This is a genomic window from Labrenzia sp. PHM005, from assembly GCF_006517275.1.
Taxonomy (GTDB): Bacteria; Pseudomonadota; Alphaproteobacteria; order Rhizobiales; family Stappiaceae; genus Roseibium.
In genome coordinates this window covers 2,483,264-2,499,698 of record NZ_CP041191.1, presented here as the reverse complement: position 1 = coordinate 2,499,698, position 16,435 = coordinate 2,483,264, and the positions used below count along the sequence as shown (strand labels likewise).

The 16,435-nt window shown below is 53.1% G+C and carries 11 protein-coding genes; 7 read left to right on the top strand and 4 right to left on the bottom strand.

Annotation, left to right across the window (positions count from 1 at the left end; translation table 11 throughout):
- The first annotated feature begins 224 nt into the window (after positions 1-224).
- Positions 225-1,163: a site-specific integrase gene (locus FJ695_RS11250; protein WP_141185537.1), complete on the top strand. Its 939-nt coding sequence runs from the start codon at positions 225-227 to the stop codon at positions 1,161-1,163.
- Here the strand turns inward: FJ695_RS11250 and FJ695_RS11245 are convergent, their stop codons facing one another.
- Positions 1,164-1,934: a hypothetical protein gene (locus FJ695_RS11245; protein WP_141185536.1), complete on the bottom strand. Its 771-nt coding sequence runs from the start codon at positions 1,932-1,934 to the stop codon at positions 1,164-1,166.
- A 305-nt stretch (positions 1,935-2,239) separates the two neighbouring features.
- Positions 2,240-2,587, bottom strand: coding sequence for a hypothetical protein (locus FJ695_RS27985; RefSeq protein WP_168206329.1), 348 nt, complete (start codon positions 2,585-2,587; stop codon positions 2,240-2,242).
- A gap of 74 nt (positions 2,588-2,661) precedes the next feature.
- On the opposite strand from FJ695_RS27985, the gene FJ695_RS28270 reads away from it, so the two are divergent.
- From FJ695_RS28270 to FJ695_RS11225, 4 genes are all read left to right on the top strand, one after another.
- Positions 2,662-5,592, top strand: coding sequence for a peptidoglycan-binding protein (locus FJ695_RS28270; protein WP_168206328.1), 2,931 nt, complete (start codon positions 2,662-2,664; stop codon positions 5,590-5,592).
- A gap of 438 nt (positions 5,593-6,030) precedes the next feature.
- Positions 6,031-6,321: a hypothetical protein gene (locus FJ695_RS11235; protein WP_141185534.1), complete on the top strand. Its 291-nt coding sequence runs from the start codon at positions 6,031-6,033 to the stop codon at positions 6,319-6,321.
- Complete coding sequence (locus FJ695_RS11230) at positions 6,308-7,000, top strand: hypothetical protein (RefSeq protein WP_141185533.1); 693 nt, start codon at positions 6,308-6,310, stop codon at positions 6,998-7,000. Before FJ695_RS11235 ends, FJ695_RS11230 begins: the two co-directional genes overlap by 14 nt.
- A 75-nt stretch (positions 7,001-7,075) precedes the next feature.
- Positions 7,076-8,674, top strand: a complete 1,599-nt coding sequence (locus tag FJ695_RS11225) for a peptidoglycan-binding protein (protein WP_141185532.1) — start codon at positions 7,076-7,078, stop codon at positions 8,672-8,674.
- 54 nt (positions 8,675-8,728) lie between these two features.
- Here FJ695_RS11225 and FJ695_RS11220 read toward each other — a convergent pair whose 3' ends face one another.
- On the bottom strand, positions 8,729-9,802 hold the full coding sequence (locus tag FJ695_RS11220) for an SH3 domain-containing protein (RefSeq protein ID WP_168206327.1): 1,074 nt from the start codon (positions 9,800-9,802) through the stop codon (positions 8,729-8,731).
- A 638-nt stretch (positions 9,803-10,440) separates the two neighbouring features.
- On the bottom strand, positions 10,441-11,325 hold the full coding sequence (locus FJ695_RS11215; RefSeq protein ID WP_141185530.1) for a hypothetical protein: 885 nt from the start codon (positions 11,323-11,325) through the stop codon (positions 10,441-10,443).
- An 813-nt stretch (positions 11,326-12,138) separates the two neighbouring features.
- On the opposite strand from FJ695_RS11215, the gene FJ695_RS11210 reads away from it, so the two are divergent.
- Complete coding sequence (locus tag FJ695_RS11210) at positions 12,139-14,079, top strand: bifunctional diguanylate cyclase/phosphodiesterase (protein ID WP_168206326.1); 1,941 nt, start codon at positions 12,139-12,141, stop codon at positions 14,077-14,079.
- Between the two features lie 447 nt (positions 14,080-14,526).
- Positions 14,527-16,227 carry a diguanylate cyclase gene (locus tag FJ695_RS11205; RefSeq protein WP_141185528.1) on the top strand — a complete coding sequence of 567 codons (1,701 nt, stop codon included), beginning with the start codon at positions 14,527-14,529 and terminating at the stop codon, positions 16,225-16,227.
- The last annotated feature ends 208 nt before the right edge of the window (positions 16,228-16,435 follow it).

The following is a 16,435-nucleotide window of genomic DNA, read 5'->3' as shown; positions in this document are numbered from 1 at the left end:
AAGGGCCGAAAGCGGCCATCACCGCTGGCCTAATTGTCCGGGGTTTGGCACGGCCGAGCTGCCGACCCCATGAGGCATCCCCCAAGCATCGTCGCGATTTTTCTAGGACTTCCATCCGGCACTGATATTCGCCGGTACTTTTCCATCTTCCCGACTGGAAAAACACCCGACACCGTCTTCCGCCCGTCCTAGACTGTTGTTCATCAAAGACTTGGACAAGTAGAATGACAAACAACAAGACAATCAGTGATGCATGTAAAGCCTGGATCAAGCGCTGTGAGCGCGATGAGCTGGAGCGGGCAACCCTGCGCTCCTATCGCAATCATGTTGATCACCACATCGAGCCAGCAATCGGCGATCGCGAGCTAAGCAGTCTCACCCGCTCAGAGGTGCGCGATTTCATGGATGACATGCTGGATAAGAATTCTCGGGCCATGACCGACAAGGTACTGCGCTCTTTGCGCTCAGCTCTGAATGAAGCCCTAGATCGGGAGTGGATCGACAACAACGTCGCGCTGTCCGTCAAGCTGCGCAGGGCATCACGCAACGCTCCCGATCGCATCATCCCGACCAAGGCTGAGATCAAAGCAATGCTCGAGACCGTTCCCGATAAGCAGCGCCCGCTCATCACCACAGCGATCTACACGGGCATACGCATGTCGGAGCTGCGCGGTCTGCGTTGGGAGGATGTTGATTTCCAGAAGTCGATCATTCGCGTCCGTCAACGCGCTGATCGCTTCAATCAGATCGGCAAGCCTAAGTCGAAGTCGGGCCGCCGTGACATTCCCATGGCACCAAGTGTGAAGAAGGTGCTGATGGCGTGGAAAGCAGACTGCCCAACGGGCGAGCTCGATCTTGTCTTTCCAAACGGCATTGGCAACGTGGAAAGCCCTTCAAACATCTCAAACCGGGTTCTCTATCCGCTTTTGAAAGACGCCGGGATTATCACTGCAGAGGGCAAACCTAAGTTCTCGTTCCACGCACTGCGTCATGCCGCTGCCTCGCTCTATATCGAACAAGGCTGGCCCGCCAAGAAAATCCAGACGCTATTGGGACATGCCTCAATCACCATGACCTTTGATGTCTATGGGCACCTGTTTGACAACGCCGAGGATGATGTTGCCCTGTTTGCGAAGCTCGAAGCAGATCTGGAGGCCGCTTAGTCAGCCGTTCTTCGCATCAGGCAACTGGATCCATTCGAATAGAAAGCTTTCAGGGCTTTCCGTCCGCTTGGTCCGCAAGAACTTTCTCAAGTTGGGCGATGTCCACGGTCTGCCGCGTTGTGTCTGAATGCCTTTTTCATTCAATCCGTCCACAATTGCTCTGACAGTGAACGGAGGTGAAAGGTCTTCTTTGATCCAATCATCGCAGATCTTGTGAATTTGCATACTTAAGAAGGTGTCCTCATATGCCGCCAGTCTCTTCGCGGAATTTGACGGAGTTTCGGCGGAAGCCTTCGGCTTTGCTCGAGCATGCTGCTTCTGAAGCATCTTTCGAAATTCGCTGACCGCCTGACGCTCCCTGCTTTGATGCAGACGATCTAAGATAAGGACACGAAGCGTTTTTGGGTCGAGCCTTTCCAAATATGTAGTATGCAACGTGCAATACACGCTGATGGCCGATTTCCGCATGGCCGTTTGGAAAGCCAAAGCGCTCTCCCAATCATGATTGTCGAAGAGCCGTGCGACATTGTCGATCACTATGCGCTGTCGCGTTCTGACAGACCGAACAAACGCCGCTCTTAGCGCCGGATGGTTGGCTTCTATCCGCTCCTCAATACCCACGCCCAGCGCGATCTGCGCAGTTATATCCTTATTCGCAGCGCTGACTGCTTCTTGCAAACACGTCCATTGAAACCGTCCAGATGGGTCAAGGCTCAAATCTCTGGGCTGGACCGAGCGTGGAAAGCCGCGAGCTACAAGAAGAGCGATCATCGAAGAACCGTAACCAAAAGATCAAAATCCGTGATCTGGTTACAACCACAACGCCGCCTCACGCAAGCTCAATGTCATCTCAAAACAATGAGATTCAAAGCTTTTCCGTTGGAATCATAATCCGCGTGTCGGGGGTTCGAGTCCCTCTCCCGCTACCAAACTCCAATTTTCCCAACTCGGAACAGTACAAAATAGTTTGCGCCGGAAAAACGGGCTGCACCAATGTGCCCACCTGGTTGAAGAATCGTTTCCGACCGATCGCGTCCTTTTGGAACTGCCCACTGAACGCTCATTTCAATGGCAAATCAGAACTGCCCGTTGAAGGGCTTTAAAACACTGGCTATTGCTGTAGCTCTCGAAACAAGTTTGCGGTTCAAGCATAACACCACAGCTACAGCATTCAGCAAAGTTTCGGCCTGCCCCGCCAATGTCACCGAACCACAGGCAACCGCTGCAGTGTTCTGACTCCAGGCGGGAATCTCGATCGCCTTTGTTCTGTCTTTCAACCAAACATGCCCAGCATCTCCACGAGGAGTCGGACATTGGCAATCGGCCCCATACAGCCTCCAATCCACTTGCAGATTAGAAGTTTTGTCATGGGCAGATGCTTCAATTTTGAATGTGGTGGTTTCCAATAGAATGTCCGGGTCCATCCGAATTTCGGCAGCGCAGGTGGTCTCACACAGAGATTGACAGGCCGGAAACTACAGGTACCCGGGAGACAATCGTGCGTGTTTTCGCCGCTTTGGCTACTGCTGTATTTCTCACATTGCTGGCAAGTGTTAGTGCTGCATCCGCTTCCAACCGCCTTTCGCTGGAAAAATCGGGAAACTGGGTAATTGCAGCCTATGCAGATGGAAATGACGCGACCACGTTCACAAAATGCGTCATGCTTCTGCCCCTCTCACAGGACCGCTACTTCGGGCTGGGTCTCTTCACCAGCGGCAACTATGTCGTATTTCTGGGCCTTGGAAAAAATCGGGTTGTCGCAGGAACCACCTACAATGCGCGGATCATTGTGGATCGGCGTTGGGCGTTGGATACTAGGATAGAAGCACTGACAAATGATTCCGTTAGGTTTTTTCCCGGCAACGAAACTGCGACTTCCAAAGCTCTCACAGCCATCGCTGAAGGTTCTCGGCTGAGCTTTCAAATTGCCGGTTTAAAGCGCAATTCCCTCTCGCTGCGCGGAAGTCGCCGTGCGATCAGAGCGCTACAGCGTTGCTATCAGACATATGCACCTCAAGTTGCCGCCAAAACCGAACCCGAAGTGCCGGAAATCCAACCATCCGGAGACATCCTCGATCTCGCGCGGGAAGTCGGAATTCCGCCCCCCTCCGGCAGTCTTCGGCAGCTGAGGGAGAACGCTGACACTCTCGATCCGCGAGCACAGCTGGTGTTCGTTCTGGCCCTGATGGATCAGACCGACTACGGGCGGTTCAAGCAGGAAGCCATCGGCCATGTAACCCTGGTCGCCGACGCGGACGATCCGCGCGGGCTTTTTCTTCTCGCGCGGATGATGGAGCTCGGTTTTGATGAAGAAAGCTATTCGGGACATGCCAGTGATCTGATTAACCAGGCAGCCGATCTCGGTCACCCGGAAGCTCTGATGCGCCGGGCTTTGGCGCGACGCGCTCAGGAACCGGATGCAGCCCTTGCCGACCTCGAATTGGCCGCCGCCTCAGGACATCGCGGCGCCAAGGATATTCTGAAAGACTGGGAAGCGGAAAACCGGGCAGCACAAACGCCCACGCCACCGCCCGTCACCGCTCTGCCGTCCCCTGTTCCGGTGCCGGTCCAGCAAACCGCTCCGTCCATTAACGGCAACAAGGCAAGGTTCTCGACAGGCGAGGCCGTTTCGGTCGAATTCGGTAATCTGCCGGCCGGACAGTTGAACTGGATTGCAATCGCCGCGGCTGACCATGGCGCAGAAGCCTTCTACGACCTGCTGATGTTGCAGAACGGTCGACAGACTGGAACTCACACGTTCAAGCTTCTGCCCGACGGTGATTATGAGCTGAGGGTCTACCTGGACTGGCCAAACGGTGGCCACGAAATCGCCGCGAGGGCTCCGGTCACCGTCGGAGACATCGCGCTGCCTTCTGCGCAGCCACTACCCGAACCGGTTGTTCAGCCCTCGCCGAACGCGCCCGACAAAGCCGACCACACATCACAACCGGGCATCGCCGCTAAACACACGACGGAAACTGAACCATCAAATCCCGACAACGGTTCCGCGGTTTCCGACTATTCAGATCTGGGGGCACAGGCGTGCTTTGGGGGGGCCACGTATCCGGAGAGCTGGAAAAAGGACGGTCAATGCGTCGATCACGGCTGTTACTTCGGATTGCGGGAAAAGAAGGCCTGCCTGCAAATCGGCGCTGCAAAATCAGCACCACAGGTCATGTTTGGATCTGTAGGTGGCCCCAGGGCACGCGAATGCTGGCTGCAAGCCACATGCGGCGATCTCAGGCCCCAGAACGACTACCGAGTTTATCAGAAACAAAGCACGGCAACAGAAACGGGCATTGCCTCCAATGCGCCCTCGGATACCGACCCAAAAACATTCAGTGACGTGGTCAATTCTACATTGACTAACGATCCAGGGTTGATCCTGGCGATACAGGCGCTGTTGTCCTCCTTAGGCTACGAAGTCGGCGCACTGGACGGCAGCCTCTCTCCTCGGACCCAGGCCGCCCTGACTGCGTTTCAGATCGCAAGAGGTTTACGCGTCGACGGCCTTCCAACCACAGCGCTGCGCGATGAAGCCCTTTCGGCTATCGCATCAGGTCACAGTCGACATCAGAAGAAAAGTCCGGACACACCCTCCCTCACAGCCCAATCTGAACCTGCGGCCCAGCCCGGAGCGCAAACTCCCACGCCCCTAGCTCCAAAAGGTGATGTGGGACCCGCTTCCAAGGCTAAACCTCAAAAGGCTGCCCCTCTTTCAGCTGAAACTCCTCCTGAAACCGCACAGGACAAGACACGACCCGGCATACGCTATGCATCCCACGCTGGTGGCGAGAAGACGGTCGTGCATGATGACAGCGGCATGGACAAGAAATGGTACGGTCAGACCGCCTATCACCCGGCCGGCCGCGTCACCTACATCTATGATGGTGATGGCTATATCCGCGAAATCAAGCGTTACCTATCGGAAGGAGAAAAGCAGGACTTCATCGAATTAGAGGAATTCGACCGGGCAGGACAGTTGCGTGAATTCGAACGCCGCCCCGTCGTTTCATCTGGGAAAGCCGACAAGGTGCGCCGCTATTTTGGCGTTGACGGTAAACCACTTGCAAAAGACGGCTACCCGAAATTGCTCTATGACGGCGCCTGTTTTGCGCCAGCAAGCCAAGGGGCGGAGATCCCGATTTCCGCGTCCCTGTCCATTCCGAGATGCGGCTATCGCGACAGTCGCCTGTGCACCTGTTATGGCGGAAATTGGCAAGGTAGGAAACGCTGCAACGACGCAACAGATGCAAAACCCTTCTTCGGGGTCGCGGTGAAACAGAACAAAAAGACAGACAAGACCGTGCTGAAGGTGTACTACGCCGGTGGCCACCGGTGCGGCGAACGGCGTTTCGATCCGGATACCGGGCAGCAGAGCAGCGAGAAGCTGTTGGGCACAGTCGACCGGATCAAGGCGGACAGATAACAAGGCGCCGTGTCTCGTGTTTATACCAGGCACCCATGACGTTTCCGCCACCAGCGAAATGGCGACACACGGCCATTGCCACTGGTCAGGAACGGCAATGATCGAAATCTGACAATGCCGTTCACCCGCCTTGCGCGCTTCAAGCATGTTAAAAACCGCGTCTATACATCACCTTACGGTATGCTAAGCTTTTTTCTTGAGTCGAAACAGCAGTCTTGGCGAGAGCACCCACTCTGAGCTCGTCAGCCTGGCGGCTACATCCGGATTAAATCCGGCTTGTATCAGGTCAAGGCATCGACCGGCTGATCCGTCGAGCAGGAGAAGCCGATCGGCGCAGGGAATTAGCGGCCGCTTTTTGACCGTGCCTAGGGAAGAGCATCCTGCTGTTTCAGCGTCCCTCAGCCGGATCATGTTCTGGCCAGCAAACGGGAGCCTATCATGCGGTTTTTCATTGCGTTGGTCCTGGTTGCCGGTTTCCTCGGAGGCGGCGGTGCAACGCTGATAGCGTTTCTGGATGTCTATGCCAGGCAGGGCATGACCGAAGATGCCGGAGCGGCGCTGTTCATATCGGGAATGCTGCTATTCATCGGCTTCCTGCTGCTCGCCGGGGCGATCAGGTCCCGTCGCCGCCAGAAAGCGATCGACGCAAACCAGATGACGGCCACCGGCTTCGCACATTGGATGACCATGGATCATGGCGATGGGGGAGGCGACTATGGTGGCGACTGAGAGACTGGTTGCCGCGGTGGCATTGATCACGCTAATTGCAATGGCAAATGTGCAGCCGGTGTTCGCACAAGGCAGAATCAGTGCGATCGCCAACAAGGCGGACGCGCAGCAATATATCAACGAATTGATGTCGTTTCAGGAAGGGGCAGACAAGCTGAATCTTGCCCATGACGGCCTACGCGATTCAGTAACCAACCAATATGATGCGGTACTGAGATCCGTCAATGACTCGGACACGATGAACGAGGTATACGACAAGCTCAATCGCCTGGACTTTTCCAGGATGGACGATGCAACCTTCGATGCCAAACAGGCGGCTGAATTCGTCGGACATTTCGCAAGAAACTCACAGTTCGCCGAATTGCAGGATCTCGCCGCGCAGATCGAGACCACCTTGATCACGCAGATCAACATGATGGAGCGGTTCAAGCAGTCTTTCAGAAACGGGGATGCTGACGCCATTGTGCGAGACTGGAACTATCTGAACAGCATTCGAGACAGCAGCGCCGACTACTGGAACCAGTTTCTCGATATTCTGAACGGACAAGCCGAAAAGATAGCCGAGATCTACGGTGTGACCGAACAGACAGAAGTGATTGCGTGTCCATACGCGCCGAATTCAAAGCAGTACTTCATGCATTGTATCGGCGAGGATGAGTTGTCACGCAGTGCGAATTGACGAATTGACCTTCAAGGCAAGGCAAAGGAGCCAGCGCCCGGACTGTTGTTTCAAGGCAAAAGGAACTCGTGAGCGATGAGACTTTTTCGCCCCACTGGACCACACCACAATGTTCAGGCTGCCGTTCTCGCAGTTCTTTTCCTGGCGGCATCGTTTCAGCCTGCCGGTGCCCACGTGCTCAAGGAACGGGAGTTCGTGCTTCAGCCGAAACTGTCTGATGGCTTTGAGCGCATGAAACCGATACTGGATCGATTGCGCCAGCTTCAAGAGCAGGCAGGTGATGCTCCCCCCTCCCCCGATCGTCCGCCCACTGCACAACCTGCTGCTCCCATCTCACCGGCGCCTAGTGTTCCTGCAGGAAGTACCTCACCGCCGGCACCTCCTGCTGAGCAATCTCCTGCTACCATTCCAGCCGCCCCCGCGCACGGGTTGGTCGGTTTGTCCGGGCAAGAAACCGAGGTTCTGAATACCTACAACAAGGCAACCGTCCGCAGTGGCCCCTCAGTCTCGCCGCAGGTTACCTTACGTGTTCCGACACTGATTACCCAATTACAAACCTATCACTGGAACAACGGAACGGGGACGGCACAGGCCGGGGCCATCGGCATTGCAGGTATCGGTTTTTGGCAGGCAGTCGGCGCTCCAGGCATGAACAATGCTCCGAACGTTGAATGGATCGCGCGGCCGAACCTGGTGCTCAATCCGGGGACCTATGTCATCATCGACAGCGCCCCCGCAACATGGGCCACCAACGACAATGCCAATAATGTCGGCTTTGTTGTCGTAAGGGGTATCCCGATTGGAATGCCCCCCGCGCAGGCCACTGCGCCAACGGTCGCAGCAATGCCGCCAGCACCCGCTGATCAGGTTGCCCCCAGCGCCCCCCTGGAAGCTCCGCAGGCTGTAGCACCGCCGCCGCCACTGCCTTCCCAGCCTGCTCCAGTTCCCGAGCCTCCCACACAACACGCCGGAAACGGTGAGCCCGGGATCGAAGTCGACAAGAACACACTTCTAGCCATTCAAGCCCTTTTGAACAGGCTCGGGTATTTGGCGGACAAGCCGACTGGTACGATTTCCGGCAACACCGGGACCGCGATTTCCCGATTCCAAAATGACAATGGTCTCCCGGCAGACGGTCTGCCGACACAGGATCTGAGAGACGCTTTGATTTCCGCGGTCAAGGAACCGCAGAAAACTAAGGGCGGTGCAAAACCCAAGGCCGATGGGAATGGATCTCAAACGGTAAAGGCTCCGCCTGCTGCGCCGGGACCGTACGCGCATACGGAGGATGAGGTCGGCGATTTTGCCTCATCTTTAAATGCCACGAGAGGCATTTTCAAAAGCCGACCCAACGGCTGGTTAGCAAGTGGCACGATGCCGGTTGGCGATGTCGATGTCATCCTGTTTGCAACATCAAAGCAAGGGGACGTTCAGGTCACCATCAGGCCCTGCACGCGCCAGGCGGAGATGATTGTGGTCAACGACGCCGGTCAGGAGCTGGTTCGGGCCGACGACATTTCCTATGGCTATTACGGTCTTTACACCACGCGCAAGTTGACCAACCTTCCAAAGGGGCTCTATGCGGTCATGCTGAAGCACACAGGACGAACCCCCTGTGAAGACGAAGCTCAAGGGTGGAACGCCGAAGTTGCCGGACACATTATCGTGCCCTGACGATCGGCGAAGAACGGCCCTCTGAACGACAACCAGACAGACACTTCTTGCGATCTACTGCGAAGCTTTCTGGACTAGCAGATCCCGTAGGGTTAGCGTGGCTTCACCTGTCGGAATTTCTCCTTCGACACTTTGAAATGCAATGATTGCGGATCGTAGCTGGTCGTCCACAGTACCGTTCATGGAACCGGCCTCGTATCCCAACTGGTTGAGAAGCCCCTTAATCAGCATGATTTCACCTGTATCCAATGCTTCCACTGGCACGGGGACCGGAGCAGAATCGGAACTAGGAGGAAGCGCGGCCAGGGGCGCCGGGGCAATGACGGGAGTCGGCTTCGATGGAGCGACCGGTTTCAGAGAGGTGGAAACCTCGGGTTCGAATTTCATGTGATGCTCTTCCAGGTCAACCCACAACTCCGAGATTGCAAGATCCTTGTATTTACGACCGGGATAGACGTCCGTGATTTCCAGCCTGAGAAATTGTGCCGACACCGGTTCAGGCAAGCGAATGATCTGAGGATCCGGCGTGTCGGCAAGCCGGACCGAGCCCACTGGCACGTCATCGGCGTGGACTTTTACCATGGCCGGTCTTGCGTTGTCCCGGAAGGTCTTGTTGCTTTTTGCGTAACCTGAAATGATTTCAAGAGTTTGCACGACCATTGCGTCTTCGAAGAGATACTCGATCCATTCTCCTGTCCCTTCGTGCGGGCGTCCTTCAACCCAAGCCGAGTGTCTGTCGCCATCAAACGCGCTTCCGGCGCCATAGTAGTTGCGTCCCTGTCTTGGCAGAACGGACGATACACAACCTTCAATGCGACCAAACTGGCCTTGATCTACGATAACAAAACACAGATCTTCCGGGTCACTCGACCCAGCCACATAGACAATGTTGCTGTCTCCCCCAGTGTCATTAGAGGAAGGAAGGCCCGGCTTTATATATTTGCCATAGGCCCAACCGCTCGTCCCATCTTCCAGTGCGACCAGGGCCCAGTTCCCCTGACGCTTCAGAACGGTAACGATAGTTCCAGGCCCCATCTCGAGCATCATCGGATGACTGGTTCCGGGCCCACGCCGCATGGCCAAGAAATTGTCTCCGTTGGGGTCGAGACCGCTGACGAAATCCGCCATAGCTGCTTCGGTAAAAAGGAAACCAGTGACGAAAAGCGTTTTGCAAAAGGCTCTGCGTATGCATTGCATGATCATTTGGAGGGCCCTTGGTGTCGAACGTACAGGAACCATCGGTGTCTCTTGGGGTCGCACTGGACTCTAGGCAAAGCAGCAAGCGGAGTTCAATTTGTTGAGCCGCAGATGGTAACATCAAAGAAGTGTTCCATGCCTTTCCAAATATTAGTTCCCTAACGTAGCATTGAAAATTGTAAGTTCGCGCAATTCATCCAAATGAACCTGATTCTCCCGCTTCAAAGTGGTCCGCCGTTATGTTTAGGAAAACGGAGGAATATGGATGTCTACGAAACGCCATAAGCCCGAAGAATTTTTCTCAAAATTATGGCAGGTTGAAAACAAAGGTAAGTGGGCTTTCGTTTACATCACCGCGAACGACCGCTTTCCGCCCATCCAAGTAATTCGCTGCGCCTCAAATGAATGTCGGTATTTGTTAGATGCGTATACGGCCAAATGGCGTATATGAAGGCGCATTGTTGCTGTTCAGAACACAAGCAGCGAAGATCTGGATCGTGTCTGAGAGGAGATTGGCGGAAATTGCGCGCTTTCTCACAGCAAAAAAGATGACCCCAACCTCCGGAACATCAGTTCAATCCGTTCAAGTACCCTGATGCAGAACCGCTTCCGGACATGGAGAAAAAGACGCCCTTATCGCGCTCAGCGCTGTTTGACTTCTTCCGGGCCTTGTTCCTCAGAGCCTCTGCTGTAATGGAGACCCCAACCTCAAGATTTGAATGGTGTTCACCAAGACTTGGATCAATCAGGCCATGTTGGTAACGGTCGACAAGCGCTTCAGGGAGATCAACCAGCCAAAAGTTTTCATCAGAATGGAAGGACAGAAGGATCGTATAAGGTTCAATCCCGTGTTCCTTGATCATCGCCTCAATCAGAACCATGCCGTCATCCGATGAAAGGCCTACCTCCTCGCGAATGACCCGGGGGGCTTCTGTGTACCTGTAAGCGGGTGGCGCCCTGCGCGGCAGTCGAAAGAATAATGGCGGCTTTTCAAGCAGGCTGGGGCAGAGAGCACCAATTTTATCAACGAAGACTTTTCCGACGCCAAAATCGTCGCCAAGAAAGGCAATCATGTGCTCAACCGATTTGAAGGCAATATGTTCGTGCCCAGCGAATTCGGCGGAATTGGGATCACCGACCCAAACGTCGTTCTGGTAATCGACGTCCAAAAGCGTGAATTTACATCCGGTGATCCCAATGCTGAAATTCCACTGATGCTCAAAAAGACGATCTACGTCTCCCGGATTGCGCATCAGGATCTTGATCCCAATGACACCAAATGGCGCTTCGCGTGAGATCATCTTTTGAACGGCGCCGTCTTGAATATCAAAGACTGTGGAGGTGTTCCACAAGTCGATGAGATGAGACTGGAACTCTGCGCCTATCGTATCAATCAGTCTTTCAACGCGGCCCTTGCTTGGGGACACATCAGTCTCCGGTCTCTGTTTGGTCACTCATTCTTCCGGACCAATATATGTCATCTACGCATTATCGGTAACTCCCTGCTTTAAAAAAACGCCCCTGAAGAGGATTGGAGTGTCCAACGCATCAGACCTTCATCCGGCCCACAATGAACGGCAAATCCACGCCCAACTTGTGAATTCAATCCGTCTGCGGTGAATGACAGCATTCGGGACCAAAGAAAAACCCGACACACGTCCGGTCTGAGGGCGCGAAGCGGACGTAGAACAACAAACTTCTCGATCGCGATTACAAACCAGAAACCACCTCAATTAGGCTCCCAGGGGCAGTGTCGTCGTTGAGCAGCTGTCTATGAGCAAACACCGCCATTGGCCAAAGCCGGGCCATACTCCATTGCGATCATTGTGAAGGCGATTACCAAGTAACAATCACCGGTCTTCATGTCGCCTGCATAAAGAACCTCTGGCCGGTCCGGGCCCCGTAGCGGTTCGTTGCGTTGACCGTACCGCAGGTCTTCCCGGCCAACCAGCCCTAAAATTCGTTGACGACGTCGAACGTTACTGAAGTTCCGCTAACTCAAGTATTGCCGAGAGATGCGATGTTGGTAAGGTTAAAAGACTGAGATACTTGACCGCCCCCTCGGACTAATGGACGCTAGGTTTGACGCCTGCACAAGAAACTGAGAGCTGGCATTCATGAATGACGTCCCGGAAGACCAAGAGCCATCGGTCCTTCCCCTCTCATCACCTATTGGAGAACCTCCGGAATTCACGGAGCCATTCGATCTTGCGAGGCGTTTGACCCATGCCGTTTGGGTCTATGACATTGATAATTGCCGGAACATTATGGCAAATGCTGCCGCCTTACGTCTTTGGAAAGCGGAAACGGAAGCGGAACTTGCTGCCCGTGATATGTCGATAGACATGTCAACCACAGTCGCCAAACGGCTTAAACAGTACCAGGCCGGCTTTATTGAGAACGATGCGATATTCAAGGAACTCTGGACGCTGTATCCCCATGAAGAGCCAGTCTCTGTCGATGTGGTTTACACCGGATATCGGCTGCCGGACGGGCGCATCGCCATGTTATGTGAAGCGAGAGGAATAGCTGAAGACGCTCCAGAGACGTTGAGAAGTGCCGAAGCGCTTTTGCATACCGACGTCATGATTTCCCTGTTCACGAAGACAGGCCGGGAGCTTTACATGAATCCTGCAGCCAGAAATACTTGGCGTTCGGAGACTACCCACCTGCCAGATGTATTTGTCAATTCCTCTGATTATGATTCAATCTTAAGCGAATTAGAGTTGCGCGGCGAGGCGCGCCGAGTGTTGCAGATAAAGTCAGATGCGGGGTTGGCCTGGCATGATATGTCCTTCAAGAATTGCAGGGATGCAGCCACCGGAGGAGCTGCAACTTTGGTTACGGCCATTGACGTAACCGAACTGAAACACGCCAGAGATCGAGCGTCCTATCTTGCTGACAAGGACCAAACGACCGATTGTTATAACCGCGCCTATTTTCAAAAACATCTTGAATTCCTTGATAGCAAGCAAAGAGATTTGCCGATTGCACTTCTTTTTTTGGACCTGGATAAATTCAAGCAGACTAACGATAAGTATGGTCATGAAGCGGGAGATCGGCTGCTTGTTGTCGTTTCGGAGCGGATTAAGGCATGCCTGACAGAAGCCGACCTTCTGGCACGGGTCGGCGGAGATGAGTTTGTTATCCTACTCTCTGGTGCGAATTCACCGACACAGGTCAGACACCGTGTCGATCAGATCCAGAGAACCGTTTGTCAGCCGTTTTTCTACAAAAACAAGAAGATTGAGGTCACGACCAGTATCGGGGTGTCGGTAATCCCTGCCCATGACAGAAATTGCGAAAAATACGTGCGCCATGCGGACGTAGCGCTTTATGAATCCAAACGGCTGGGCCGCAACAGATCGTCACTCTACACTGAGCATATGGGACGGATTGCTGATCAACGGCTACAGGTTGAGGCAGAGCTCGCCTCGGCGTTTGAGCACGGGGAAATCGAACTCCATGTTCAGCCCTGTGTTGATCTTTATTCGGGAAAGGTCGTTAGCGCAGAAGCGCTTGCCAGATGGCGCCATCCCAACCGTGGTCTCCTCATGCCGGTGGATTTCATAGGTGTTTGTGAAGAAACAGGCCTTATCGACGTGCTGGACCACTTTGTTCTTGAACAGAGCTGTGAATTGGTAAAACGCTGGCTGAAATCGGGGCTGGACATTGGATTGTCTCTGAACGTGTCACCGCGACAGTTTCTTGACAACGACTTTATGGCTACCTTGTCTTCACACGCGCAACATCCCGACTTGAAGAATGGGTCGGTGCAATTGGAGATCACTGAATCTGTTTTGGCAGAGGATCAAGACCAGGTCGCCAAGCGGCTTCGCAGCATGACCGCTCTTGGCTTCAAAATCGCAGTTGATGATTTTGGAACGGGCTATTCCAATCTTGCTTATATTTCCAAGTTTCCGATCAACTGCATTAAGATTGACAAGTCTTTCATCGACACGTTGCCGACATCGGTACCGGTGATCCGCCTGATCCAGAGGTTATCTGAGGAAATCGGTGCACAAACTGTCGCGGAGGGGATAGAGGACTATGCAGCATTGAGCTTAGTTTCTGAGATCGGATGTCACCGCATCCAGGGCAATTACTTCTCGGCCCCAGTTCCGGTCGATGATATTTTTAAGGCTGTGCATCTTATCGAAACGCAGATCGAAGCAGGAATCATCGCCTCTCTGGAACACAAGCGATAAACATCTGGCAGCTGTTCCCGTGCCTGATGCTTAGATTAGATCTACGCGTTATCATTCTGCCGTCCCATCAAGAGAAGTTCGCGTCCTGTCGCCACTGCGTTGTTCTAACCTAACAAAACAATCAGAATTCGCACATGACATCGCAAACCATCGCTCTCCTGAAAACTACGGGCGATAAGGACACCGCGCGAAACCGAATAAGGATCGGGTCTCATGCTATTCTCCACACCCGTTATATTCATTAACAAGATTCCGCAACCCAATGAACCATCGACAGTTAGACGAACATAAAATTCAGTATAAATAACAATGTAAATCCATGAATACTTTTAGGAAAGCAAATTTCATCTACAAAATAGTAGAACGATAACGAATTTTCTTTAATGTGATCGTGTTGAATTGGCAGAATAATCCACACTAATATTCAAGAGCTGCTTGGTGGTTACGGTGAGCCTATTGCATAAATCCAGCAGAAGAACGATTGGAATCGTTGTCGGCTCCGTCACTGCCATGCTCTTTTGCATCACGTTGTTTTCAGCTGTGATCGACCGCTCTATCGTTCGTTACATGCAGCATCATGAGGAAACGGATGCCCTCCAAAAAGCAAGGGCGACCGCCCGATTAGTGCTTCACCTTCCCGATCCTATTCAAATACCTTCAGTGCAGGAAAGCGTCGGACATGAACGCTTTGACGAGCTTCAGGTTTCGGTGAGCGATCTTTCTCGGGATATTGAAGCAAGAGTTTCGATCATTGCGGAGAATGGCGTTGTCCTTGCCGATTCCGATATGTCTCGTTACGAATTGCTCCATGCGGATAATCACGCAGAACGCCCGGAACTAGTTTTGGCTCGTGCTGACGGCCAAGGCGTCAGTCAACGTTACAGCACTACGCTCCAAACCAATTTTCTCTACGCCGCCTATCAGTTCCCGTTCAACAACAATATCTTATTTTCTCGCGTCGCGGTCCCATTGAGAACCTTTCAGTCGCAAATCACGGACCTTCGACGTCTGTTAATTATGGGTATGCTTGCAGGTCTTTTTGTTATTGGGACAATCACAACTTTTTTGGCACGCGCACTTACCATGTCAATACGCCTCCGTCATGAGCGACTAGAGGGGCAAGTTGCAGCGAGAACAGGCACATTGCGTTGTTTGCATGAACTCGGCTCAATGCTCGCAATAAGCACCAATATGAAAGAAGCCGGGACAATATTAGAAATTCATCTGCCGAAGGTTCTACCTGGAACGAATGGAGCTCTGCTCCTATTCAACAACTCACGAAACTTGATGATCGTCGAAAAGGAATGGGGTGGTGTTTGGAAAAAGGGGTCATATTATTCACCTGATAGCTGCTGGTCATTGAGAAAAAATGCCATTCACCATTCATGCAAAGGTGGCTTGAACTGCCAACATCTTGAAAGTTCTCAAACTGACGAGGTGGTTTGCATTCCCCTTATGGCGCTCGGCGAAACGCTTGGGATAATCCAATTGACAAAGGAATCCGGCGGCCTGTTTTCCGAACAGGAATTGGAAATCGCACAATCTGTTGGCAAGGAAACAGCGATTGCAATTTCCAACCTCAATCTGCGGGCGACCCTCGAACAACAGGCCCTGCACGACCCGCTCACAGGCCTGAACAACCGCCGCTACATTGAAGAAAAATTCGACACAATTACATTCAATTCACACAAGGGCGACAGCGGATTTTGGATCCTGATTATTGATGTCGATCACTTTAAGAAATTCAATGACACGTATGGTCATGATGCGGGAGACTTTATCCTCGTGCAGCTTGGAAAGTTGTTCAAAAGCAAAATCGCAGCCAATCACGTTGCATGCCGCCTGGGCGGAGAAGAGTTCGCAGTTCTGATGCCGGACCAAACTTTTCAAGGGGCTTATGAGACGGGCGAAAATTTAAGAAAATCCGTTGAACAGCTAAAGCTAAAATTCGAGGGCACCGCACTTGGCGGTTTAACGATTTCGTCAGGGCTAGCTTCATATCCAAGAGATGGAAATAAACTCACAGAGATCCTCAAGACTGCTGATGAATTGCTATATTGTGCCAAACGTAACGGTCGCAATCAGGTTCGATATGATCCGCAGTTTGGCACTCCGCTAACCCGCCCCTCTGAAACTTCCGCATCTTAAGGTCAAGCAGCATACAATTCTGGCGGTCGGTCCATTGTATATCGCTGACCCGACGAGACCGGCCGTACTGGCTTCCCTTAGAAACTTTCATAGTTGGTTTCATCTTAAACTCAGCTCAGCGCACACTGCTGTTAAAACGTCTGAACATGCCAGTATTCCGCTAAACACAGGCGAGGGAATACCAGGTTGGCAAGGCTGGCCGCTAACG

Bases quoted from the DNA above. Each gene is read 5' to 3' on its own strand.
- FJ695_RS11250 (WP_141185537.1), top strand. From the start codon at position 225: ATGACAAACAACAAGACAATCAGTGATGCATGTAAAGCCTGGATCAAG.
- FJ695_RS27985 (WP_168206329.1), bottom strand. From the start codon at position 2,587: ATGGACCCGGACATTCTATTGGAAACCACCACATTCAAAATTGAAGCA.
- FJ695_RS11245 (WP_141185536.1), bottom strand. From the start codon at position 1,934: ATGATCGCTCTTCTTGTAGCTCGCGGCTTTCCACGCTCGGTCCAGCCC.
- FJ695_RS11235 (WP_141185534.1), top strand. From the start codon at position 6,031: ATGCGGTTTTTCATTGCGTTGGTCCTGGTTGCCGGTTTCCTCGGAGGC.
- FJ695_RS11210 (WP_168206326.1), top strand. From the start codon at position 12,139: ATGGCAAATGCTGCCGCCTTACGTCTTTGGAAAGCGGAAACGGAAGCG.
- FJ695_RS11230 (WP_141185533.1), top strand. From the start codon at position 6,308: ATGGTGGCGACTGAGAGACTGGTTGCCGCGGTGGCATTGATCACGCTA.
- FJ695_RS11225 (WP_141185532.1), top strand. From the start codon at position 7,076: ATGAGACTTTTTCGCCCCACTGGACCACACCACAATGTTCAGGCTGCC.
- FJ695_RS11220 (WP_168206327.1), bottom strand. From the start codon at position 9,802: ATGGCGGATTTCGTCAGCGGTCTCGACCCCAACGGAGACAATTTCTTG.